The 22050-nt window shown below is 37.5% G+C and carries 22 protein-coding genes; 11 read left to right on the forward strand and 11 right to left on the reverse strand.

What is annotated here, in order from left to right; all coding sequences use genetic code 11:
- Positions 1-113: 113 nt before the first annotated feature.
- From LB465_RS14410 to LB465_RS14435, 6 genes are all read right to left on the reverse strand, one after another.
- Positions 114-1283: an acyl-CoA dehydrogenase family protein gene (locus tag LB465_RS14410; protein WP_224470594.1), complete on the reverse strand. Its 1170-nt coding sequence runs from the start codon at positions 1281-1283 to the stop codon at positions 114-116.
- 123 nt (positions 1284-1406) lie between these two features.
- Complete coding sequence (locus tag LB465_RS14415) at positions 1407-2273, reverse strand: ComEA family DNA-binding protein (RefSeq protein WP_224470595.1); 867 nt, start codon at positions 2271-2273, stop codon at positions 1407-1409.
- A 13-nt stretch (positions 2274-2286) separates the two neighbouring features.
- Entirely contained in the window at positions 2287-4365 is a 2079-nt protein-coding gene (locus LB465_RS14420; protein ID WP_224470596.1) for an amino acid carrier protein, read from the reverse strand.
- Between the two features lie 170 nt (positions 4366-4535).
- A complete protein-coding gene (locus LB465_RS14425) occupies positions 4536-4766 on the reverse strand; it encodes a PspC family transcriptional regulator (protein WP_075325989.1) in 231 nt (76 codons plus the stop codon).
- Between the two features lie 18 nt (positions 4767-4784).
- Complete coding sequence (locus LB465_RS14430; RefSeq protein ID WP_224470597.1) at positions 4785-6065, reverse strand: DUF2851 family protein; 1281 nt, start codon at positions 6063-6065, stop codon at positions 4785-4787.
- Positions 6066-6108: 43 nt separating this feature from the next.
- A complete protein-coding gene (locus tag LB465_RS14435; protein WP_224470598.1) occupies positions 6109-6813 on the reverse strand; it encodes an SGNH/GDSL hydrolase family protein in 705 nt (234 codons plus the stop codon).
- Positions 6814-6881: 68 nt separating this feature from the next.
- Here LB465_RS14435 and LB465_RS14440 point away from each other — a divergent pair, with 68 nt between their 5' ends.
- From LB465_RS14440 to LB465_RS14450, 3 genes are all read left to right on the forward strand, one after another.
- Complete coding sequence (locus tag LB465_RS14440) at positions 6882-7436, forward strand: hypothetical protein (RefSeq protein ID WP_224470599.1); 555 nt, start codon at positions 6882-6884, stop codon at positions 7434-7436.
- Positions 7437-7548: 112 nt separating this feature from the next.
- Positions 7549-7734: a hypothetical protein gene (locus LB465_RS14445; protein ID WP_224470600.1), complete on the forward strand. Its 186-nt coding sequence runs from the start codon at positions 7549-7551 to the stop codon at positions 7732-7734.
- On the forward strand, positions 7731-8078 hold the full coding sequence (locus tag LB465_RS14450) for a hypothetical protein (RefSeq protein ID WP_224470601.1): 348 nt from the start codon (positions 7731-7733) through the stop codon (positions 8076-8078). The genes LB465_RS14445 and LB465_RS14450 overlap by 4 nt, the downstream gene beginning before the upstream one ends.
- A 97-nt stretch (positions 8079-8175) precedes the next feature.
- Here LB465_RS14450 and LB465_RS14455 read toward each other — a convergent pair whose 3' ends face one another.
- The 3 genes from LB465_RS14455 to LB465_RS14465 all read right to left on the reverse strand — a co-directional run bounded on the left by LB465_RS14455 (position 8176) and on the right by LB465_RS14465 (position 12686).
- Positions 8176-10236: an amino acid carrier protein gene (locus LB465_RS14455; RefSeq protein WP_224470602.1), complete on the reverse strand. Its 2061-nt coding sequence runs from the start codon at positions 10234-10236 to the stop codon at positions 8176-8178.
- Between the two features lie 156 nt (positions 10237-10392).
- Positions 10393-11373, reverse strand: coding sequence for a PLP-dependent cysteine synthase family protein (locus LB465_RS14460; protein WP_224470604.1), 981 nt, complete (start codon positions 11371-11373; stop codon positions 10393-10395).
- A gap of 80 nt (positions 11374-11453) precedes the next feature.
- Positions 11454-12686: an ABC transporter permease gene (locus tag LB465_RS14465; RefSeq protein ID WP_224470605.1), complete on the reverse strand. Its 1233-nt coding sequence runs from the start codon at positions 12684-12686 to the stop codon at positions 11454-11456.
- Between the two features lie 9 nt (positions 12687-12695).
- Here LB465_RS14465 and LB465_RS14470 point away from each other — a divergent pair, with 9 nt between their 5' ends.
- Both LB465_RS14470 and LB465_RS18525 read left to right on the forward strand, forming a co-directional pair.
- Entirely contained in the window at positions 12696-13928 is a 1233-nt protein-coding gene (locus LB465_RS14470) for an exo-beta-N-acetylmuramidase NamZ family protein (protein WP_224470606.1), read from the forward strand.
- Between the two features lie 58 nt (positions 13929-13986).
- Entirely contained in the window at positions 13987-14190 is a 204-nt protein-coding gene (locus LB465_RS18525; RefSeq protein WP_224470623.1) for a PLD nuclease N-terminal domain-containing protein, read from the forward strand.
- Here LB465_RS18525 and LB465_RS14480 read toward each other — a convergent pair.
- A complete protein-coding gene (locus tag LB465_RS14480; RefSeq protein ID WP_224470607.1) occupies positions 14187-14681 on the reverse strand; it encodes a YkgJ family cysteine cluster protein in 495 nt (164 codons plus the stop codon). The two genes, LB465_RS18525 and LB465_RS14480, sit on opposite strands and share 4 nt — an antisense overlap.
- A 35-nt stretch (positions 14682-14716) precedes the next feature.
- On the opposite strand from LB465_RS14480, the gene LB465_RS14485 reads away from it, so the two are divergent.
- Entirely contained in the window at positions 14717-15451 is a 735-nt protein-coding gene (locus tag LB465_RS14485; protein ID WP_224470624.1) for a class I SAM-dependent methyltransferase, read from the forward strand.
- Positions 15452-15480: 29 nt separating this feature from the next.
- Positions 15481-16263, forward strand: a complete 783-nt coding sequence (locus tag LB465_RS14490; RefSeq protein WP_224470608.1) for a hypothetical protein — start codon at positions 15481-15483, stop codon at positions 16261-16263.
- A gap of 151 nt (positions 16264-16414) precedes the next feature.
- Here LB465_RS14490 and recQ read toward each other — a convergent pair whose 3' ends face one another.
- On the reverse strand, positions 16415-18613 hold the full coding sequence (gene recQ, locus LB465_RS14495) for a DNA helicase RecQ (RefSeq protein WP_224470609.1): 2199 nt from the start codon (positions 18611-18613) through the stop codon (positions 16415-16417).
- Positions 18614-18697: 84 nt separating this feature from the next.
- Between recQ and LB465_RS14500 the strand changes: the two genes are divergently transcribed.
- The 4 genes from LB465_RS14500 to lptB are packed head-to-tail and all read left to right on the forward strand — an operon-like array spanning position 18698 to position 21629.
- Complete coding sequence (locus LB465_RS14500; RefSeq protein ID WP_224470610.1) at positions 18698-19663, forward strand: KpsF/GutQ family sugar-phosphate isomerase; 966 nt, start codon at positions 18698-18700, stop codon at positions 19661-19663.
- Entirely contained in the window at positions 19663-20490 is an 828-nt protein-coding gene (gene tatC / locus LB465_RS14505; protein WP_224470612.1) for a twin-arginine translocase subunit TatC, read from the forward strand. The genes LB465_RS14500 and tatC overlap by 1 nt, the downstream gene beginning before the upstream one ends.
- Positions 20491-20492: 2 nt before the next feature.
- Positions 20493-20843: a carboxymuconolactone decarboxylase family protein gene (locus LB465_RS14510; RefSeq protein ID WP_224470613.1), complete on the forward strand. Its 351-nt coding sequence runs from the start codon at positions 20493-20495 to the stop codon at positions 20841-20843.
- Between the two features lie 45 nt (positions 20844-20888).
- Entirely contained in the window at positions 20889-21629 is a 741-nt protein-coding gene (gene lptB / locus LB465_RS14515) for an LPS export ABC transporter ATP-binding protein (RefSeq protein WP_224470614.1), read from the forward strand.
- Positions 21630-22050: the final 421 nt, after the last annotated feature.

A 22050-nucleotide genomic window follows, 5' to 3' on the forward strand; every position in this document is an offset into this window, starting at 1 on the left:
AATTAATATTTAAATTATTTCAATCTATTTTGCAGCAGACTTATACTCCTTCTTATCGATCACCGTTTTAGCGATAAATATGAAATCTTCGCAAAAATGTCAATCTAAAAAGATTACTTCGCCGCTGGCTTGTACTCTTTTTTATCGATCACCATTTTAGCGATAATCTCTCTTAAGATTTCAGAAGTTCCGCCACCAATTGGTCCTAAACGGCTATCTCGGAACATTCGTGCTAAAGGATAATCCTCCATATAACCATAACCACCCAACATTTGCAGGCACTCATAAATAACTTTGTCAGCCATTTTGGTTGAAAGCAGTTTAGACATACTGGCTTCTTTCACCACATATTGTCCATCATCCAGGCGTTTTGCGATAGAATAATTAAACTCCTTGTTCATTTCTACTTCACTCGCCATATCGGCTACCGAATGTCTTAAAGCCTGAAATTTATCTATAGTTCGTCCAAAAGCTTCTCTTTCGCCCATATAGTCCAGAGCATAATCTAAGGCATATTCAGCACGGGCGTGAGCATTTACACCCATAATTAAACGTTCTAAAGCAAAATGCTGCATGATATAAGAAAAACCTTTTCCTTCTTCACCCATAAGGTTTTCAGCAGGAATTTCTACATCGTCAAAAGCAAGCTCTGCAGTATCTGAAGCTCTCCAGCCCAGTTTATCTAATTTTGAAGCCGAAATCCCCGGAGTATCCCGATCTACAATAAAGATACTCATACCTTTATTTCCTTTATCAGGATCGGTCTTGGCAGCTATTACCAGGTAATCTGAATAAACTCCGTTTGTGATAAAAGTCTTGGAGCCGTTAAGAATATATTTATCTCCTTTTTTAATGGCGGTACTACGCATTCCGGCAACATCAGAGCCTCCAAAAGGTTCGGTAATACAAAGGCAACCTATTTTATCACCTTCTATACTCGGCGTTAAATATTTTTTCTTAATCGCATCGTCTCCTTCTTTATTAACGTGCGTCATCGCTAAATAAGCATGCGCCCACATAGCAGCAGCAAAACCACCACTATTTATTTTCTGCAGTTCTTCCAGGAAGATTACGGTATAAAAAATATCGAGATCCATTCCGCCGTATTCTTCCGGCTGGTTTAAGCCAAAGTAGCCCATCTCACCAAATTTCTTCCAGATAAAGCGTTCTATTGTTCCAGATTTTTCCCATTTATCGATATGTGGCACCACTTCTTTCTGTAAAAAGTCCTGAAAACTTTTTCTAAAAAGTTCGTGCTCCTCTGTAAAATACAATGTATTCATGCTAATTTCTTTTTTCTTTTATTCCGAAGGGAAGCTAACTTCCGGTTTACTAAAATAAAATCAATTTTTAATTCTATACTAATTCGGACAGCTAATATTTTAATCCATTAATTTTCCGAATATTCAATCTAAGCTCAAATATAATTGAATTCTATCGATTTTATCTGAAGGAAAACTTTCTATTTTTGATAATTCTTCAAAAGAATTGATTTCCTCGTGCAATTGGCGATAATCTATAATCTCGCGAGCAAGTTCATATTTAATATAAGGCACCTCTACCAGATCCAAAACTTTCGCTCGATTAATATTTATTAAATTGAATTCTTCATTATTAAATACCTTAAATTGCTGCTGGACTTTCTCCCGGGTTTCATAGTTTAAACCATAAATATCTTTTAACTGAATTTCATTTCGGAAACCTCCAATTTTAGTTCGATAATTTATAATCCTATCGGCCAACACCTCCCCAACTCCATTTACCGTTTGCAAATCTTCTGCTTCAGCTTTATTTAAATCTAAAACCGCGAAAGATGAAGTAGTTTTTGTTTGCGTCTTTTCTCTTTCAGCTTCAATCACCCAATCCGGGAATTTAAAAAATGGTGAGATAGCAGAGAGTAGAGAATCTGAAACTCCGGTGACTCTTTGAAAATCTTCCGCAGAATTAATCCATTTATTTTCATCTCTAAATTGATGAAGTTTATCTATTTCTTCTACACTCATTCCTAAAGTATAACCTTTAAAATCTGTAATGTAATTTGGATTAAAAGGAAAGATTTTAACCGTATCTGCTTCAGCCCTGGCCAGTTTAATAGAATCTATTTCTGATTGAAAACCTTCTATTTCCTGCTGAGTTAAACCTTCAGAAGAACTTCCCGTAGAAAAATCACTAAAATAGTAGATGGCCTGAAGAATAATTATAACAAGTACCAAAAGAAAAATCCCATTTTGTTGGCTCTTTGTGAACACAAAATGGGATTTTATCGGTTTCATATTTTATAAAAAATTAGCTGGCTTTTGCCTCGCGTTGTTTCTTGAATAATTCTCCGGCTTTTAGCTTTCTGGAATATTCATTAAGGTCTTTTCTAACTTCACCAGACATTATATAAAGTCCTATAATGTTAGGAAAAGACATTGCCAAAATCATCATATCAGAGAAGTCGAGTACGGCTCCTAAACTAATAGAGGCTCCTACTACAACAAACACAAGGAATAATATTTTATATGCCAACTCGGTCTTTTTACTTTTTCCGAATAAATAAGTCCAGGAGCGCATTCCGTAATAAGACCAGGAAATCATTGTTGAAAAAGCAAATAAGAAAACGGCCATTGCCAATACGTAAGGGAACCAGGAAACTACACTTGCAAAAGCATCTGAAGTTAATTGTACTCCACCTATTCCCTGCACTTCGTGCATTCCAGTAAAGATTAATACCAGTGCGGTTAAAGTACAAACAACCACAGTATCTATAAAAGGTTCTAATAAAGCTACGAAACCTTCAGACGGCGGATGATTTGTTTTTGCTGCAGAGTGGGCAATCGCTGCAGAACCAACACCGGCCTCGTTAGAAAATGCGGCACGTTGGAATCCAACAATTAGCACCCCTATAATTCCACCTTTAAGCGCTGTTGCATTAAAAGCACCGTCATAAATAGCTCCAAATGCCGGACCTATGTTTTCAATATTTATAAATATTACGGTTAAAGCCCCAATTACATAAACTACTGCCATAAATGGCACTACCTTACCTGTTACCTTAGCGATACTTTGAATCCCACCAATAATCACTATTCCCACAAGAACAGCTATACCCAGACCAAACCAAAATCCGTTTCCGATTAAGAAAGGAAATTGTCCTGAAAGAATTTCAAAAGACTGGTTTGCCTGGAACATATTTCCACCACCAAAAGAGGCACCAATACCTAGAACCGCAAAAAATGCAGCAAGGAATTTACCTAAACCACGCATATTTCTTTTTTCTAGACCATATCGCAAATAGTTCATAGGTCCTCCAAAGATTCTTCCTTCAGAATTGATAAAACGATATTTTACACCAAGTGTACACTCCACAAATTTTGACGCCATCCCCAGCAAACCGGCAATGATCATCCAAAAAGTTGCTCCTGCACCTCCAAGGGAGATTGCAACGGCAACACCGGCAATATTACCTAAACCAACCGTTGCTGAAACCGCAGTAGCCAGGGCCTGAAAGTGCGTAATACTACCAGGCGCATTAGGTTCGTCATATTTTCCTCTTGCAAGGTCTATAGAATGTTTAAATCCTTTAAAGTTTATGAAGCCCATTTTTACCGTAAAGAAGGCTGCACCAAAAATTAGCCAAACAACAATAAAAGGAATATTATGTTTTTGTGGAGACCCGTTAGGATTTGTCAACATTTGCGGCTCATCATATACTATATGAGCCAACATATGAGCATTTGTTTCAATAAGGTCTGAACTGTTCTGGTAATCCCAGATCATTTTACCTTCCTCAACCAGGTAATTAACAGTTCCGGTAGCATTGGCAAAAACTTCCAGTTCGCCATTACTCTCTGACTCTACAATAGCTATAAGATCACCTTCATCTACATGCGCTCCCTCTTCTACCATCCATTCTTTTAAGGAGAATTTATCTTCTGCATCGGCAGCCCACTCTGGGGTAGGAACAAATTTTTTCTCTGCATACACTTTTGGATCGTAAACTCCCAAAGCGGTAAATGGATCCCAGAAAAGCACAGCTGTCATTCCCTCTACAATAGGAACAAAGGTTCCGTTAAAATGCTCGGTAATAGCTTCGGCATCTATTTGAAAACTTTTTGTGACAGAGTTGCCCTCACTGTCGGTTACTGTAACTTCGTACGGCACACCTTCAGTTAGGCCTTCAGCCCTGGAAGATTCCAGAGAAGTTTCAGGATCTGACCATTGGTAAGTATATGGAGGTTCACCTCCCGTTACTTCCAGGTCTATAAAACCGTTATTAATGATATTCGAAGGATTGCCAACTTTGGCTTGAACATCCAGTTCTTGTGCATTAATCGCTAAAATTGAAAACAAAAAGAACATTGAAAGCAGATACTTTCTCATATAGTATAAAGGTTGTTTAATTCAAAATGATAATTTCCGCGAAGCAAGATGCTAAAAAATTAGGCCTTTTCAAATTTTCAGGAGTTAAAATGTAAAGGGATTGTTAAATTTAATTTGATTAAATTTTGAAGATGTATCTATTTATTGAAAAAAATGCAGATAAATACTGGTTAGAGATCAAAAACTGAAGTTCTTTTAGTGTACACTAGATCCTTAAGTTTTAGCCAAAAAGCCAAAACTAAATACACTACAAACCAGGAGCCCAAAGTTACAAACGAAGCATAAATAAAAAATAAGCGTACACTTTTAGCGCGCATTCCCATTTTATCAGCTACACGAGAGGACACATAAAAACCGTGCCTCTCAAAAAAATAACGAATATTGTGAACCATCTTTGTCATCATTACAAATATAAGATTTTAAGTCTTTCGTTGTAGCAATTTTACACCAATCGCACAATCAAGGCATTTATGAGCCTCACAGTAATTCTTTTTTAATTGCACCATAGCCTGGGAATGCAAGGCATTTTCTACACTACTTTTTTCTAGTTTATTAAAATTCACTACAATCTTATTATTTTCAGCAGGTATACTTTCTATTAAATCAAGTAAATTATCTATTTCGTCATCGCCTCTGTTCCGGGAATAACAAAATCGCAGCGGAATGATAGTATTGATAAGCACCAAATCTTTAAAAGCTGCACTTAACTTCTTCTCCCTATCTTTATGTTTCTTCGGAAAAGAATAATGCTGTCTCCAAAACTTAGAAGTTTCTACATTTAAAATTTCATAGATTGCGGCTACAGATTTTGAAGCGACTAATACTGAAAATAAATTCTTTTGATTAAAATAAAGAGAAGCTAACTGGGAAAGCCTGATGTTAGGAAAATTGTCTGGTCTCAACCTGAAATATTTAGGCGGAATCACTCCCGAATTCGATAGTTTGTATTTATGCTTTAGATATCCATATTCCTGTTGCAATGTTTTATAATAAGGGATATTAAATTGCTTACTTAGCAAGCCAGCCTGGCCAAAAAACAAAGCTTCAAGCTGTAAATTATTCTGGGAAGCTTTCTGTACAACCGAAAAATCCAGGCTGTGCGCCATACTTAAAAACGCATCGCCATTAAGATTCAATCCAAAGTTTTTGGCTAACATCTGGAATAAAACCGCTTCCCAATTATTACCAGACTTTTCTAATAAATCCAGGATAAGTATAGATTTCTCTTCTAAACGCTCTAAATACAGCCGCTCTTGCCAATGTCGCAAGGTAAAATCGTCTATATCTCTAAAGTTTTTCTCACAGTTAATCCAGTTTTCAGCCGAAGCAAAGAGTTGCTGGTAACCGTTAATCAAGTTTTTATCAACCAGATTTTTTAAACTTAAAGCAGGAATTGATGTTTTATTATGCCGTTGAACTTCAATATCGTCTTCCCAAACTACGTGTAGAATTACATTATCGTAATTCCTGTCCTTCTCGTGTTGATGAAAATACCAATCTGAAGCTTTGGTATGTAATTCAACATTTCCTGCCCACAGCTGTTCGCCAATTTTTAGCCGGGCATTAAAAAAATCGGGCCCAGAATTAAAATTATGAGTGCCGCTGTCAATAAGAAGTACTTTTTCTCCCTGCGTAGTTTCAGCATTGGTAAAATCGAATTTCTTGTATTTCCAAAGATATTGTAAAAAGTCTTCGCGCATCTTTTAAAATTAAAAAAACGCGCTTCAATACTAAGCTTTTCCGCTATTGAGGTAACATTTGGGGGATTTCATCTATAATTTCATCCACCCAATAACGATACATCAATCCACTTGGGTGCAAACCATCTTCAGCAATAAGATCGGCGTCTCTTTCTGCTTCACGTGAAATTGGAGTAATGTTATAAAAATCGACTTCAAATTCTGAAGCAACACGTCTAAAAACAGCATTAAATTCATCGATCTCTTCTCCAATAGTTTCAGCATTTTCCTGCCCAAACGGAGTTACTCCATAATCTGGAATGCTCAACGCAAAAACTCCTTTTTCCCTACGTTTGGAATGATTAAGCGCCAACTTAAAAATCTCACGCAATTCCTCTTCATAATCGTCAATACTTTGTCCCTGGTATTGATTATTAACACCGATTAAAATAGAAACCAAATCAAATTCTCGTGTATAATTTAATTCAGACCTCATTGCAGCTAATAGATTTCCAGAGGTCCATCCGGTTTTGGCAATAATTTTAGGCGGGGCAACTTTATAACCTCTTTCATTTAGTTGAGCTACCAACTGTACCGGCCAACGCTCTTTTTCGGGAACACTTTCCCCAATGGTATAAGAATCACCCAGCGCGAGGTAACTGTAATCCATTTCTGACGGGTTATCGGTTTCAGTATTTTGAGTGACCGAATTAGAAGTGTTACAACCAATTACCAAAAATGCTAAAAATATGAAGTAGAAAATTTTCATTCAGAATCTGTTTAAGGCTTTAAATAGTGTATTTTGCAGCAATTTAAAACATTTACAGCATTTCCGATATGAAATTATACTTCATTTTATTCTTTTTAAGCAGTGCATTATTCGCACAGGAAACTCCGGCTGAAAGCTTTTGGAAACAACTTCAGCATCATTGCGGAAAATCTTATGAAGGCACCATAACCCAGGGAATGGGCAATGATGATTTCGATAACAAGAAATTACTGATGCACGTAAGATCCTGTGAAGAAAATGAAATTAAAATCCCATTTTTTGTAGGTGAAAATAAATCCCGAACCTGGATTTTAAGATTAAAAGATGATAAAATTCAACTGAAACATGATCACCGCAAACCCGATGGAACCGAAGATAAAATCACTCAATATGGCGGAACATCGTCTAATACAGGATTAGCAAATATCCAGGTATTTCCTGCTGATAAGGAAACCGCCGACCTTATTCCTGCTGCAGCAACCAACGTTTGGTGGATTAGCTTAGATGAGGAAATATTTAGTTACAATTTAAAAAGAATAGGTTCGAACACTAATTTTACGGTTGAGTTCGATCTTTCAAATCCGGTAGAAACTCCCGATGCTCCCTGGGGATGGGAAGAATAATATTTTAAGATTTTTTTATAGCCAAGCCCTAAATTACGGTTAAAGCCTGCGGAAGCAGTTCCATTTTGAAAATAATGTTTATCTTTTTTAGCAAAGTGACAGCAACTTAACTATGGAACACAATCAAAAAAACAATACAGGCACCTCTAAAAATATAGCTTCAAAGCCAGTGCAGGAAAAAGAAGAACCTAAAACCGGTTTTGGGCGTTTCTTTTCTAAAGTTGGATATTCAATTTGGATTGCGGTAATGGTAGTAGGCGGTGTAATTGCTTTTCTGGTCTCCTTATTGGTATTATGAAAAGTCTAAAAACAGTATTCTTTCTATTTTGTCTTCTTTTCGTTGCACTTCAAACCCTTTACTTTTTAGAACAACCACTACCCGATTTTATTAGATTTTACCTGGCGAATTTTCTTTGTATGCCTATTGTATTAAGCATTTGCCTCTTTACGGTAAAGTTCCTTAAGAAGGACAAAACTTTACGTTTAAACCTTTTTACAGTACTTTCAGTATTTGTGATGTATGCCATTTATTTTGAAGTAATTCTTCCACCACTACACTGGAGATACACGGCCGATATTATTGATGTGCTTCTATATTTAATTGGAAGTTTTCTCTTTTATTTTCTTCAGAAATTACCATAAGTAAACTACCTCGAAGCGAACTCACGAAGTATTCAAAAAGAATATTCGAGAAAAGCATCGTAGCATTAAATCTCGATTATAGAACAATTTATCTTCCTTAAGCTGCTTTCCTGAACTTTTCACTAATATAAATTTCACCTGCCTTGAGTCTATCGAGGTAAATTTTCATATCCTCCCGCACTTCAGAAGACAAGATATACAAACCTATAATATTAGGAAAAGACATAGCTAAGATCATCATATCTGAAAAGCTCAGCACTGCACCAAGACTTGTTGTTGCACCAAGTACTACGAACAATAAGAACATAACTTTATAAACCATTTCTGATTTTAGACTTTTCCCGAATAAATAGGTCCAGGATCTCATTCCGTAATAAGACCAGGAAACCATAGTAGAAAAAGCGAATAAAAATACAGCGAAAGCAAGAACAGCCGGAAACCATGAAATTACACTGCCAAATGCATCTGAGGTAAGCTCTACCCCTCCAAGTCCGTTCACTTCGTGCATACCTGTAAAAATAAGTACCAAAGCGGTCATGGTACATACTACCATTGTATCAATAAATGGTTCTACCAAAGAGGTAAAACCATCGGCTATAGGATTATTGGTTTTAGAAGCACTGTGAGCAATAGCGGCAGAACCTACCCCTGCTTCACTGGAGAAAGCAGCACGCTGTAATCCAATGATTAATACCCCAATAAATCCTCCTTTAAGGGCATCGGCAGAAAGTGCTCCATTAAAAATTGCTGAAAATGCACCACCTATATTCTCTATATGAGTACCAATTACAATAGCACACCCAGCAATGTAAACTATAGCCATAAAAGGGACTACTTTGCCGGTAACTTTAGCAATACTATTAATACCACCAATAATTACTATTCCAACCAGGATAGCAAAACCAACCCCAAACCAGAAGCCGTGACCCTGTAGAAAAGGTAATTGTTCAGAAACAATCTTAAAGGCCTGATTCGACTGAAGCATATTACCACCACCAAAAGAAGCTCCTACTCCCAATACTGCAAAAAAAGTAGCCAGGAATTTCCCAAGCCCTCTCATATTTCTTTTTTCCAGACCATATCGCAAGTAATTCATTGGGCCACCAAAAATTCGGCCTCCATCATTTATAAAGCGGTATTTTACACCAAGCGTACATTCTACAAACTTCAGGGACATTGCAAAGAAACCTGCTAAAAACATCCAAAAAGTTGCACCAGCACCACCAAGGGAAATAGCTACTGCCACACCAGCGATATTTCCTAAACCAACAGTTGCAGAAACCGCCGTGGCCATAGCCTGGAAATGCGTAATGGTACCCGGCGCATTTGGATCATCGTATTTCCCCCTGGCAAGGTCTATGGAATGTTTGAATCCGCGGATATTTATAAAACCAAGTCGGAAGGTAAAAAAGATACTTCCAATTATTAACCACATTACAATAAAAGGAATCGCATTCTTTTTCACATCTCCATTAGGATGCAATAGTGGTTGCGGCTCAGCATAAACTACTTCGGCAAAAACATGGGCATCCTGCTCTACCACATCACTGGTACTATTAGGGTCAAATATTACGTGGCCTTCTTTTATAAGGTAATTTAATTTTCCTTTTACCGGAGAATAAACATCAACTTCGTCTCCTGTATTGGTTTCCAGGATAGCAATTTTGTCTCCTTCATCAACATCTGCTTTTTTCGCAACTAACCATTCTTTTAGAGTATAGGAATCATTACTGGTAGCATCCCATTCAGGTATAGGAATTTGCTTACTGGGTGTATATACCACAGGATCGAATAAGCCCATAGAAGCAAACGGATCCCAGAATAAAATTCCTCCCAAAAAATCTACGGCAGGCTGTACGTTACTGTTAAAAATTTCGGTAATAGATTCCGCTGGAATTGTAAAGGATTTAGAAATGGAATTGTTATTAGCATCGGTAACCTTAACGGAATGCTCCATTCCCTCAATCAACCCGGTAGACTTCCTGGCATCTAAAGCAGTAGATTGATTGCTCCATTTATATTTGTAAGGCTTTTTACCTCCCTGCACTTTAACTTCGGCAATACCATCGTTAATCTCTCGAGAAGGGTTTGTTAGATTTACTTCTATTTGAAATTCTGAGTTATCTTCTACCTGTGCATTCGTAATGGCTGTTAGCATTAAAAATATACTTGTGAAAAGCCACAAATTCCTCATAAACAAAATCTATTTTATTATTTCCTAATTTATAAAAATACTCTTTCAGATAGCGATTATTATTTTATTAAATCTCCACACAAAGAACATGTTAGCACCCAAAATAAAGCGGAGCTGCAATTAATCTAAAAACCCCTGTTTTTTCATCCATTCATCGTTAAATATTTTCCCAACATAACGACTTCCGTGATCATGAAATAAAACCACAACTACATCATCTTTGGTGAAATGCTCTTTAAGTTGAAGTAAACCTTTTGCTGCAGCTCCGGCTGAATTTCCTAAAAAGAAACCTTCTTCTTCCGCCAGTTTGCGGGTATAAATCGCAGCGTCTTTATCAGTTACCTTCGTGAATCCGTCAATTACGCTAAAATCTACATTTTTAGGGAGAATATCTTCTCCAATACCTTCGGTGATATATGGGTAGATCTCCTTTTCATCGAACTCACCGGTTTCGTGGTACTTTTTAAAGACCGATCCGTAGGTATCAATTCCCCAAACTTTAATATTCGGATTTTTCTCTTTTAAGTATTTTCCAACTCCAGAAATCGTTCCGCCGGTACCTACACCTACTACAAAATGAGTTACTTTCCCATCGGTTTGTTCCCAAATTTCAGGCCCGGTACTTTCGTAATGTGCCTTAGTATTTGCCAAATTATCATATTGATTCACATACCAGGAATTTGGCGTTTCCTCGGCCATTCTTTTAGAAGTTGAATAGTATGATCTGGGATCATCGGGAGCAACATCGGTAGGGCAAACTACCACTTCGCAGCCTACCGCTTTTAAAATATCTATTTTTTCCTTGCTTTGCTTATCAGAAAGTACACAAACCATTTTGTAACCTTTCACTATCGCTGCAAGCGCCAGGCCCATCCCGGTATTCCCGGAAGTTCCTTCAATAATAGTTCCGCCTGGTTTTAATTTCCCGCTAGCTTCAGCTTCCTCTACCATTTTTACCGCCATACGATCTTTTACCGAATTTCCCGGATTAAAAGTTTCGTATTTAGCTAAAACTAAAGCATCAATTCCTTTAGTGATCTTATTCATTTTCACCATTGGTGTGTTCCCAATAGTGCCCAATATATTTTCTACGTAATCCATAGTTTTATTTTTCAGGTTGCAAAGGTAGAAAATTGAATCTATTTCAATAGAAATACCAAAAACTCCCTGTGTTTTATCATTTATTCAAATTTAATTGCTCTGGATGGAGAAATCTTTGAAATTATCACCGAAGGAATTATCAACATTAGCATACATAAAATTAGCGTTCCTAAATTCACGGCCAGAATATAATCGCAACTTAAATATACCGGCACCTCCGTCACATAATAAGTTTCAGGATTTAACGGAATGAGTTTAAAATACTTTTGGAGCAGTAACATTCCCAGCCCGATTAAATTCCCCCAAAAAAGTCCTTTAATAATAAGGTAACCGGCATTATAAAGAAAGATTTTTCTAATACTCCAATCGTTTCCGCCCAGGGCTTTCAAAATCCCAATCATTTGAGTGCGTTCCAGGATTAAAACCAGCAAAGCGGTAATCATATTTATCCCCGCGACTAAAATCATAATTCCAATGATAAGTGCGATATTAAAATCGAAAAGTGCCAGCCATTCAAAAATAGAATAGTATTTCTGTGTTATAGTTTGCGTGTCTAAAAACGAACCGGTATTCTCATAAACTTCCTGACCTTTCTCATTTATTTTATCGAAATCATTTAGAAAAACCTCAAAATTACCCACTTCATTATCTTCCCAGCGATTAAGACGTTGAATGTGCCGAATATCTGCCAAAACATAAAGCTTATCAAACTCCATAAATCCAGAATCATAAATGCCAGTGATCACAAAACCACGGGTTAAGGGGCGTTCGCTGCCTTCCCTTAAAAAATAGGTAGGCACTTTATCGCCAACATTTAATTGAAGCCTATTGGCAAGGTAGGATGAAATTAAAACCTCATCATTTAATTTATTATCAACGTTTGGAAGCTCACCTTTAACCAGAAAATCTTCAAAATAGTCCCAGTTATAATCTGTTCCCACACCTTTTACAACAACGCCTTCAAAATCGGTTTCGGTACGAATTATTCCAAATTTTGTCGCTACCGCCTGTACGTGGGAAATGCCTTCAACCGAATTAAATTCCGGATAAAAATCCTGGTCTTTACTAACCGGGGTTAGCGTAACCTGGGAGCTGTTGTTATCGTAGTTGGAAATATTGATATGCCCGTTAAAGGCAGCAATTTTATCCCTAATCTTTTCTTGCAAACCAAGTCCGGTGGCAAAAGAAACCAGCATCATCACCACACCAATTGCAATTGCTGCGATAGCTATTTTTATTATAGGCGCAGAAATGCTACTTTTATGGCTCTTACCGCCTATGAGGCGTTTAACAACAAAAAATTCAAAATTCAAATTATCACGATGCTTAAAAGGTTAGTCAAAAGTACATTTTTATTCGCTTTTATAGGTATTCTTTCCTGCGGAAACCAAAATAAGAAAGAGCAATCTACAGAAGAAATTGCAATAAATAATCAGGAAGAGAACGCTGTTCGAGAAATTATTCTGGCAGCTAATCGCACGGAAGCTTACCTCCCAATGTTGAAAGGGAAAAAAGTAGGCATTGTTGGAAACCAGACTTCTATCATAAAAAATAAAGATGGTGGCTATACGCACGTTGTAGATTCTTTACTGGCATTAGATGTAAACCTGGTAAAAGGCTTTGCTCCCGAACACGGATTTCGCGGTACTGCCGATGCCGGAGAAGCGGTAGAAGACGGTAAAGATGCGCAAACCGGTTTACCGGTGATCTCGCTTTATGGCGATAATAAAAAACCAAAAGCAGAGCAACTCAAAGGTCTGGATGTTTTAATTTTTGATCTACAGGATGTAGGAACAAGGTTTTACACTTACATTTCTTCATTACATTATGTGATGGAAGCCTGTGCCGAAAACGATGTGCAACTTATTGTTTTTGACCGCCCAAATCCAAACGGGCATTATATAGACGGTCCCATCCTGGAAACCGAATTTAAAAGTTTTGTTGGGATGCATCCTATTCCCACGGTTCACGGATTAACGATGGGAGAATACGCAAAAATGATTAATGGTGAAAAATGGTTAAAAGACGGGGTTCAATGTGATTTGGAAGTGATAGAAATGGAAAATTACAACCATTCCAAAGCTTACGATCTTCCGGTAAAACCTTCCCCAAATTTACCAAATGCGCAGGCTATAAATCTATACCCAAGTTTGTGCTTTTTTGAAGGAACTAACGTAAATGCAGGTCGTGGAACCGATAAGCAGTTCCAGGTTTTTGGCTCACCATATTTAGATAAAACCTACTTCGATTTCACTTACACTCCGGAATCTAAACCAGGTGCAAAAAGCCCAAAACATTTAGAAAAAGAATGCTATGGTCGAGATCTTAGCAAAATAGATCGGGTAGATCAAATAAATTTAGAATGGCTGATTGAAGCCTATCAAAACACTGAAAATAAAGATGAATTCTTCAATGCTTTTTTCACAAAACTGGCAGGCACAAAAGAATTACAATCCAAAATAGAAAAAGGTTTATCTGCGGAAGAAATAAGGGAAAGCTGGCAGTCAGGATTAGCAGAATTTACAGAAAAGCGAGCGAAATATTTATTATATTAAGGGAAACTTTTTCCCTATGATTGAGCTAGGAACTTCAAGCTTTTGGCTTTCAGCTTTTATGGTAGCACTACTGGTACTGCCAGTGTTGGCCTTTGCCAGTTTGCTAAAGCAAAATTTTAAGGGAAGGCATCGATTAATCTGGGTTTTAATAATTGTTTTCTTGCCCTTCTTTGGGTCTATATTGTACTTTATAATCATAAAAAGATACAAGGAAGTAAATCTTCTAAGAAGAAAGGTGAGACAGTTCAGGCATCGGTCTTAGGTTTTGATCCTGCGCTTCATCTCCTCTACGATATTATATGCAGCAGGACAAATCGCGGTGTTCTTAATAGTTAGGTTTGAGATTTTATGAAAATCCTTTCGATCGGTATGCGGGAATTCGCGACAGGCTTTCGGGCGCACATCGTAAATTAAACAGTAATTATCTGCAGCCAGAAAAGTGCAGGGCACTTGTTGCAACACATAATCCTTGTCCTCATCTATTCTTAAGTATTCTTCAATAAACTGCTGTGGTTTTTGTTTTAAATGCTTGCTGATACGCTCTATATCCTTATTGGTAAAAAGCGGTCCAGTAGTTTTACAGCAATTTGCACAATCCAGGCAATTGGTACGGGAGAATTCTTCTTCGTGCATTTCCTGCATCTGCATATCCAGATCTTTCGGCGGCTTTTTTCTAAGCTTCGCAAAAAACTTTTTATTTTCCTTATGCTTATCTTTGGCCTTTTCAGGGAGATTTTTCAAGATTTCTTCCATTGGGCAAAGATATAAAACCAACCTACACCGCATCAATGAATCAGCAAACTTCAGCTAAAGACATTTTTGGAACAGCGATTTCAGCTTACTACCACGAAAAAGATACTACCGATATCCAGGTGCATTCCCCCGATTTTGATGACGATGTAATTCCTGTCACCTATTTATTCCGAAATTATTCCGAAATGCCTCCTTTAGAGCAAAAAGCCTTGCAACTTGCAACAGGTCGGATTCTAGATGTAGGCTGTGGTGCGGGTAGTCATTCGCTTTATCTTCAGGAAGAGAAAAAACTTGAAGTTACCGCTATTGACACTTCTAATGGAGCTATAGAAATTTCCCGTCTACGCGGAATTAAGAATGCTCAAAACATTGATTTTTTTAACCTAAAAGATGAAAAATTCGATACTATTCTAATGCTTATGAATGGTAGCGGAATTATTGGGAAACTCAAAAACCTAGACAAATTCTTTAAGAAAACCAGAGAATTACTAAATCCCGGCGGCAGGCTGCTTTTAGATTCTTCAGATTTAAGTTATTTATTTGATCGGGGTGAAGATGGCGGGATTTGGGTAGATTCTGAAGCCGCATATTATGGTGAACTGGAATTTAAGGTGAGTTACAAAGGCGAAAGTTCGGCTTATTTTGACTGGCTTTATATAGATTTCCAAACGCTGAAATTTGCTGCTGAAACGAATAATTTCAGCTGTAAACGTATCAAAGAAGGAGAACACTACGATTATTTGGCTGAATTACAAGCTTTAAAACAATAAATTTATATTTTTACCAAAATTGCTTCTCAATGTCTAAATTTAAATACCGCTTTATACTACTTTTTATTTCTGTGCTTAGTTTTTCGTGTTCTTCAGATTCAGATAAAAATGATGATGGAATTGGGGGGATAGATAAAACAGCTAATTTGCAAGGTTTGGGTGATTCAGCTTCACATCTTTTGAGCGATGCTGAATTTACTTCTATGAATATCGAAATAGTACACGTTAACGGTTTTGCTCCCAGTGAAACCGCCCTGGCTAATTTCAAGAATTTTCTCGAAGAACGCACTTTTAAGCCCGATGGTATTAATATTAGTTTAAGGGCGGTACCGTCTTCAGGAAAAGCACCTTTTTCTATAGATGAAATTGTAGAAATAGAAAAAGAAACGCGAACAATTTATAACGCAGGAGATGAAATTGCTGTGTATATTTATTTTGCCGACGGAAAAAGCGAAAAAGACGAGGAGAATAAATTTACACTTGGTTCGGCTTTTAGAAATACATCTATGGTTATTTTCGGCGGAACTATTAAAGATTTTGCTTCACGTCCAAATGCGCCTAATGAAAGTGATATTGAAGCCGCAGTTTTAAATCATGAATTCGGGCATTTATTTGGCCTGGTAGATATTGGCACCGAACCGCAATCTGACCATAAGGATGATGATAACGAGGGGCACTGCAATGTAGAAGATTGCTTAATGCGTGCTTCTATTGAATTTGGTAGCGGAATTATTGATCAAATTGAAGGTGGCCGTGTACCTGCCTTAGGCTCACATTGTATTAGAGACCTGCAAGCCGCAGGAGGACGATAATCCTGAATTATATTTAAAGAAAGTCTTGTCTCGTCAAGCTGAACTTGTTTCAGCTTCTAACATGTTTAGGAGTAAAAATTGCTTAGATCCTGAAATAAATTCAGGATGACGATTCTAATAACAGATAGACTCCACCTGTACCTTCAACCCTCTAATTCGCTACTTCACTAATAAATTTAATTCTGTAAAGCCTAAGTTCTTCATCGTCATAATCGCCGTCAAATTCTTTAATAGCCTCGTCAATTTTATCGGTTTCAGCTTCCAGGAAATATTCGTGAATTTCTTCCTGCTGGTCCTCGTCTAAAATATCGTCTATCCAGTAATTTATATTCAACTTGGTGCCGCTATATACAATCGCTTCCATTTCCTTGATAAATTCCTTCATCTCCATTCCCTTAGCTGAAGCAATATCGTCTAAAGGTAATTTCCGATCTACATTCTGGATTATATATAATTTTAACGCCGAATTTGCACCGGTAGATTTCACTACCAGGTCGTCTGGCCGTACAATCTCATTTTCATCTACATAACGCTGAATAAGCTCTACAAACTCCTTTCCGAACTTTTTGGCTTTGTTTTCCCCAACTCCAAAAATATTAGTTAGTTCCTCTATACTCACCGGGTATTTAATAGCCATATCTTCCAGCGAAGGATCCTGAAATACCACAAAAGGTGGCACTTCAGTTTTTACAGCCACTTTTTTACGAAGATCTTTCAGCATTTTCACCAGCGTTTTATCTATCCCCGCCCCGCCCGACTGACTTGCAGTTGGAACAGCTTCAGTAGTACTGTCAAAAATATGATCGTCGGTCATCATAAAAGATGTCGGATTCTTTAAAAAATCCTCACCTTTAGAAGTAAGTTTTATTACTCCGTAGGTTTCGATGTCCTTTTTCAATAAGCCGGCAACTAAAGCCTGCCTTATTAAAGCCATCCAGTATTTCCCGTCCCGGTCTTTTCCTTTTCCAAAGAGTGGATGCGCATCTGTTTTATGCGATAAAATAACCGCGTTAGATTTACCTATAAGGGTTTTTACAACCTCTTTCGATTTATATAATTGCTTTGTTTCTTTAATGGTTTTTAAAAGTAATTCTACCTCTTCGCCGGCTTCGTGCTGCTTTTTAGGATATCTAACATTATCATCCATAGAGGCGCCTTCCCCGGTTTCCCCGTCAAACTCTTCTCCAAAATAGTGAAGGATGAATTTCCTACGGGAAATCGATGTTTCGGCATAAGCCACAACTTCTTGCAACAAAGCGTGACCAATTTCCTGCTCGGCCACAGGTTTTCCGCTCATAAACTTTTCGAGCTTCTCAATATCTTTATAAGAATAAAAAGCAAGGCAATGACCTTCGCCACCATCCCTACCGGCCCTACCGGTTTCTTGATAATAACTCTCTATACTTTTTGGAATATCATGGTGAATTACAAACCGAACATCGGGTTTGTCTATTCCCATTCCAAAAGCGATGGTCGCCACAACCACGTCAATTTCTTCCATAAGAAACTGGTCCTGGTGTTTGCTCCGGGTTTTGGCGTCCAGCCCCGCGTGATAGGGCACGGCGTTAATTCCGTTTACCTGTAGCGTTTGTGCTAGTTCTTCAACCTTTTTTCTACTTAAACAATAAATAATCCCAGATTTATCACGGTTTTGCTTTATAAAACGGATAATATCTGCATTAACATTTTTGGTTTTTGGCCGTACCTCGTAATATAAATTGGGACGGTTAAAACTCGCTTTAAATGTATTGGCGTCAGGAATTCCAAGATTCTTTAAAATATCTTCCTGTACTTTGGGAGTTGCAGTAGCAGTAAGCGCTATTATAGGAATATTATCTCCTATTCGCTGAATAATGCTACGTAAATTACGGTATTCCGGTCTAAAATCATGACCCCACTCACTTATGCAGTGAGCCTCATCTATAGCCAGAAAAGAGATTTTTTGCTGTTTCAGAAACTCTACATGATCTTCTTTGGTAAGCGATTCCGGAGCTACATAAAGCAACTTCGTCACACCATTGGCAATATCTTCTTTTACCTGCTTAACTTCAGTTTTATTCAATGAGGAATTTAGCACGTGCGCAACGCCGTGATCTGCAGAAATACTACGTATAGCATCTACCTGGTTTTTCATTAAAGCAATAAGGGGCGAAACTACAATTGCCGTTCCTTCCTCAATTAACGCAGGGAGTTGGTAACATAAGGATTTTCCTCCTCCGGTAGGCATTACCACAAAAGAATTATTCTTATTCACAATGCTTTTAATCACCTCTTCCTGAAGGCCTTTGAACTGGCTAAAACCAAAGTACTTCTTAAGTTGTTGGTGTAAATCAATTTCCGTCAAACTCATTCAATTGTGTTACAATTTTACATACATTTGCATAACTAAAGATACATATTTCTTTAAACTCACAATCCTTAATTTTATCTAAATTTGAAACTGAAGGAAAAAATCCTTATTGCTGCAAAAGAAACCATTTCCATTGAGGCCAAAGCGATTGCAAACCTGGAAAATTTTATTGATAGTGAGTTCGCTGAAGCTGTAGAAAAAATTTACGAAGCAAAAGGAAGGGTAATTGTTACCGGTATAGGAAAAAGTGCCGTAATTGCCACAAAAATAGTAGCTACGCTTAATTCTACCGGCACACCCGCAATTTTTATGCACGCTGCAGACGCTATTCACGGCGATCTGGGAACCATACAAAAAGACGATGTTGTAATTTGTATTTCCAAAAGTGGAAATAGTCCTGAAATAAAGGTTTTAGTACCTTACATTAAGGATTTTAAAAATCTTCTGATAGGAATTACAGCCGATAAAGAATCTTTCCTCGGAAGGGAGTCTGATTATGTAGTGAATTCTTTTGTAGAAAAAGAAGCCTGCCCCAACAATCTGGCGCCTACAACCAGTACAACTGCGCAGATGGTAATGGGTGATGCTTTGGCAATTTGTCTTTTAAAATTAAAAGGATTTTCCCGAAAAGATTTTGCTAAATACCATCCCGGTGGCTCCCTGGGTAAAAAACTATACCTACGGGTTAGCGATATTACCGCGCAAAATATGAAACCACAGGTTTCGCCCGAAACTTCAGTTACCGATGCAATTATAGAGATTTCAGAAAAAATGCTTGGAGTAACCGCAGTATTAGAAAACGACAAGATTATAGGTATTATCACCGATGGTGATATTAGACGAATGCTTAAAAATAATACCGAATTTAAAAGTCTTAAAGCAAGGGATATTATGAGTCCCACCCCAAAAACAATAGACCAGGATTCCCTGGCAGTAGATGCTTTAGAAATGCTGGAAGAAAATAAAATCTCCCAGTTACTGGCATTGGAAAACCAAACCTACGCTGGTGTCGTACATATCCATAACCTAATTCGAGAAGGAATTTTATAATGAAGCAAATTGGCACCCCTGAACCAGAGATGTCCTTTTTGGACCATTTAGAAGATTTAAGATGGCACTTAATAAGGTCCGTTGTTGCAATTGTAGTTGCTGGATCTATAGCTTTTTTCTTAAAGAGTTTTATTTTTGATGTGCTATTATTTGGCCCCAGTAGAGGTGATTTCTTTTCATACGATATTCTATGCAGGATCTCTACTTCCCTTGGTCTAGACGCCGGATTTTGTTTTGATGAAATGCCTTTTAGAATTCAAAGTAGAACCATGGGAGGGCAATTTTCTGCACACGTATGGACCTCTATAACAGCTGGTTTTATTATTGCTTTTCCATACGTAATTTACCAGTTTTGGCTCTTTGTGGCTCCTGCAATGCATGATAACGAACGTAAACACGCCAAAGGATTTATTTTTATAACCTCCTTACTATTTTTTATAGGAGTAATTTTTGGATACTACGTGGTAACACCATTATCTATAAATTTCCTGGGAAAATATCAGGTAAGTGAAGCGGTCTTTAACGATTTTGACCTCGGTAGTTATATTGGACTGGTTAGGGCTTCAGTGCTGGCAAGCGGACTTATTTTTGAATTACCAATTGTAATTTATTTCCTTACGAGGGTTGGTGTGGTAACCCCACAGTTCCTCAAAAAATACCGAAAATACGCCTTGGTTATAGTCCTGATTCTTTCAGCCATAATCACACCACCCGATATTGTGAGCCAAATAATTGTGGCTATTCCGGTATTGATTCTTTATGAAGTAAGTATTATTATTTCAAAAGTAATCTACAAACAAGAACAAAGAAAAATTAATAAAAGATAGCTATGATTGATAAAGTTGACGAATTCAATGCTTACCGTCAGCAGATGAACGATAAGATTCTGGGTGAGAACAATAAAGTGCTTAAAAGAATATTTAATTTAGACACCAATGCTTTTACTGAAGGTGCCGTAGATAAAAAAACCAAAGAATTACTTGGTCTTGTAGCCTCGTTGGTTTTACGTTGCGACGATTGCGTAAAATACCATTTAGAATCCAGTTATAAAGAAGGTTTATCCAGGGAACAAATTATGGAAACCTTAAGTATTGGTACTTTAATTGGTGGCACTATCGTTATCCCTCATCTTCGCCGCGCCCACGAATACTGGGAAGCTTTGGAGAATGCCAATGATTAACAAGCTGGCATAAAAAATGTAACTTAGCTCTAAAATGCTTTTTGGATGAAATTACGCGCCGAGAATTTAGTTAAAGCCTACAAAGGAAAAGAAGTTGTAAAAGGGATCTCTCTGGAAGTAAATCAGGGAGAGATCGTTGGATTACTGGGTCCAAATGGTGCCGGTAAAACCACATCTTTTTATATGATTGTAGGGCTTATTAAGCCTAATTCAGGAAAGATTATTTTAGACAAGACGAACATTACCAAATACCCGATGTACAAAAGGGCACAATATGGAATTGGATATTTAGCCCAGGAAGCTTCGGTTTTCAGGAAACTAAGTATTGAAGACAATATTATGAGTGTTCTGGAGCTTACTGATCTTTCTAAGGAAGAGCGCCATCAAAAAATGGAAACTCTTATTGAAGAATTTGGTTTAAGCCACATTCGGAAAAACCGGGGCGACCTTTTAAGTGGTGGAGAGCGCCGCCGTACAGAAATTGCACGTGCCCTGGCCACCGATCCTAATTTTATTCTTCTCGATGAACCTTTTGCCGGCGTAGACCCTGTGGCAGTTGAAGATATTCAGCGAATTGTAGCACAATTAAAGGACAAAAACATCGGAATCCTTATTACCGATCACAACGTGCAGGAAACCCTGGCAATTACAGACAGAACCTACCTCATGTTTGAAGGAAGTATTTTAAAACACGGTCAACCCGAAGAACTCGCCGAAGACCAAATGGTAAGAAAAGTTTACCTGGGTCAAAACTTCGAGTTGAGAAAGAAGAAGTTGTTTAAATAGTCATTTAAATTATATTGAAGAATGGCTGTTATTTAACCCACATACCTTCCGGACACTAATATTAAAGGACTTCATGCTTGTTTCAGAATCTAAGATGAACAACTTAGACCCCCGAAAAAAAATCGGGGCAGGCTCTGAAACAAGTTACCATTGACGTATTTTAAATACCCTGTTATTTAGGTTTGTTTTTTATTTTTTTATAATTCAAAATGAAACTTACTTGGTTTGGAAGTTTCATTTTTCATTTTTTGCTCGCCCAAAAAACGAAACAAAAAATGGCGTCCTATGTGGAGGTGTTTTTTTGGCAACAAGGCCAAAAAATCGAAAATCAGCAGCTAAATTTTTTCCAGGGCTTCAAAAATTATTAACGCTGCTGATTTTCTACACTCACATACGGAGTTTAAAACTCGCTATGCTCAAA

The sequence above is a fragment of the Salegentibacter lacus genome (assembly GCF_020164555.1).
Classification (GTDB): domain Bacteria; phylum Bacteroidota; class Bacteroidia; order Flavobacteriales; family Flavobacteriaceae; genus Salegentibacter; species Salegentibacter lacus.

What these genes read in the sequence shown, in the direction of transcription:
- LB465_RS14470 (WP_224470606.1), top strand. Translation starts at nt 12,696, where the DNA reads ATGCTTAAAAGGTTAGTCAAAAGTACATTTTTATTCGCTTTTATAGGT.
- LB465_RS14460 (WP_224470604.1), bottom strand. Translation starts at nt 11,373, where the DNA reads ATGGATTACGTAGAAAATATATTGGGCACTATTGGGAACACACCAATG.
- LB465_RS14455 (WP_224470602.1), bottom strand. Translation starts at nt 10,236, where the DNA reads ATGCTAACAGCCATTACGAATGCACAGGTAGAAGATAACTCAGAATTT.
- LB465_RS14420 (WP_224470596.1), bottom strand. Translation starts at nt 4,365, where the DNA reads ATGAGAAAGTATCTGCTTTCAATGTTCTTTTTGTTTTCAATTTTAGCG.
- LB465_RS14450 (WP_224470601.1), top strand. Translation starts at nt 7,731, where the DNA reads ATGAAAAGTCTAAAAACAGTATTCTTTCTATTTTGTCTTCTTTTCGTT.
- LB465_RS14445 (WP_224470600.1), top strand. Translation starts at nt 7,549, where the DNA reads ATGGAACACAATCAAAAAAACAATACAGGCACCTCTAAAAATATAGCT.
- LB465_RS14440 (WP_224470599.1), top strand. Translation starts at nt 6,882, where the DNA reads ATGAAATTATACTTCATTTTATTCTTTTTAAGCAGTGCATTATTCGCA.
- LB465_RS14430 (WP_224470597.1), bottom strand. Translation starts at nt 6,065, where the DNA reads ATGCGCGAAGACTTTTTACAATATCTTTGGAAATACAAGAAATTCGAT.
- LB465_RS14510 (WP_224470613.1), top strand. Translation starts at nt 20,493, where the DNA reads ATGATTGATAAAGTTGACGAATTCAATGCTTACCGTCAGCAGATGAAC.
- lptB (WP_224470614.1), top strand. Translation starts at nt 20,889, where the DNA reads ATGAAATTACGCGCCGAGAATTTAGTTAAAGCCTACAAAGGAAAAGAA.
- LB465_RS14490 (WP_224470608.1), top strand. Translation starts at nt 15,481, where the DNA reads ATGTCTAAATTTAAATACCGCTTTATACTACTTTTTATTTCTGTGCTT.
- recQ (WP_224470609.1), bottom strand. Translation starts at nt 18,613, where the DNA reads ATGAGTTTGACGGAAATTGATTTACACCAACAACTTAAGAAGTACTTT.
- LB465_RS14435 (WP_224470598.1), bottom strand. Translation starts at nt 6,813, where the DNA reads ATGAAAATTTTCTACTTCATATTTTTAGCATTTTTGGTAATTGGTTGT.
- LB465_RS14485 (WP_224470624.1), top strand. Translation starts at nt 14,717, where the DNA reads ATGAATCAGCAAACTTCAGCTAAAGACATTTTTGGAACAGCGATTTCA.
- LB465_RS18525 (WP_224470623.1), top strand. Translation starts at nt 13,987, where the DNA reads ATGGTAGCACTACTGGTACTGCCAGTGTTGGCCTTTGCCAGTTTGCTA.
- LB465_RS14425 (WP_075325989.1), bottom strand. Translation starts at nt 4,766, where the DNA reads ATGACAAAGATGGTTCACAATATTCGTTATTTTTTTGAGAGGCACGGT.
- LB465_RS14480 (WP_224470607.1), bottom strand. Translation starts at nt 14,681, where the DNA reads ATGGAAGAAATCTTGAAAAATCTCCCTGAAAAGGCCAAAGATAAGCAT.
- tatC (WP_224470612.1), top strand. Translation starts at nt 19,663, where the DNA reads ATGAAGCAAATTGGCACCCCTGAACCAGAGATGTCCTTTTTGGACCAT.
- LB465_RS14415 (WP_224470595.1), bottom strand. Translation starts at nt 2,273, where the DNA reads ATGAAACCGATAAAATCCCATTTTGTGTTCACAAAGAGCCAACAAAAT.
- LB465_RS14410 (WP_224470594.1), bottom strand. Translation starts at nt 1,283, where the DNA reads ATGAATACATTGTATTTTACAGAGGAGCACGAACTTTTTAGAAAAAGT.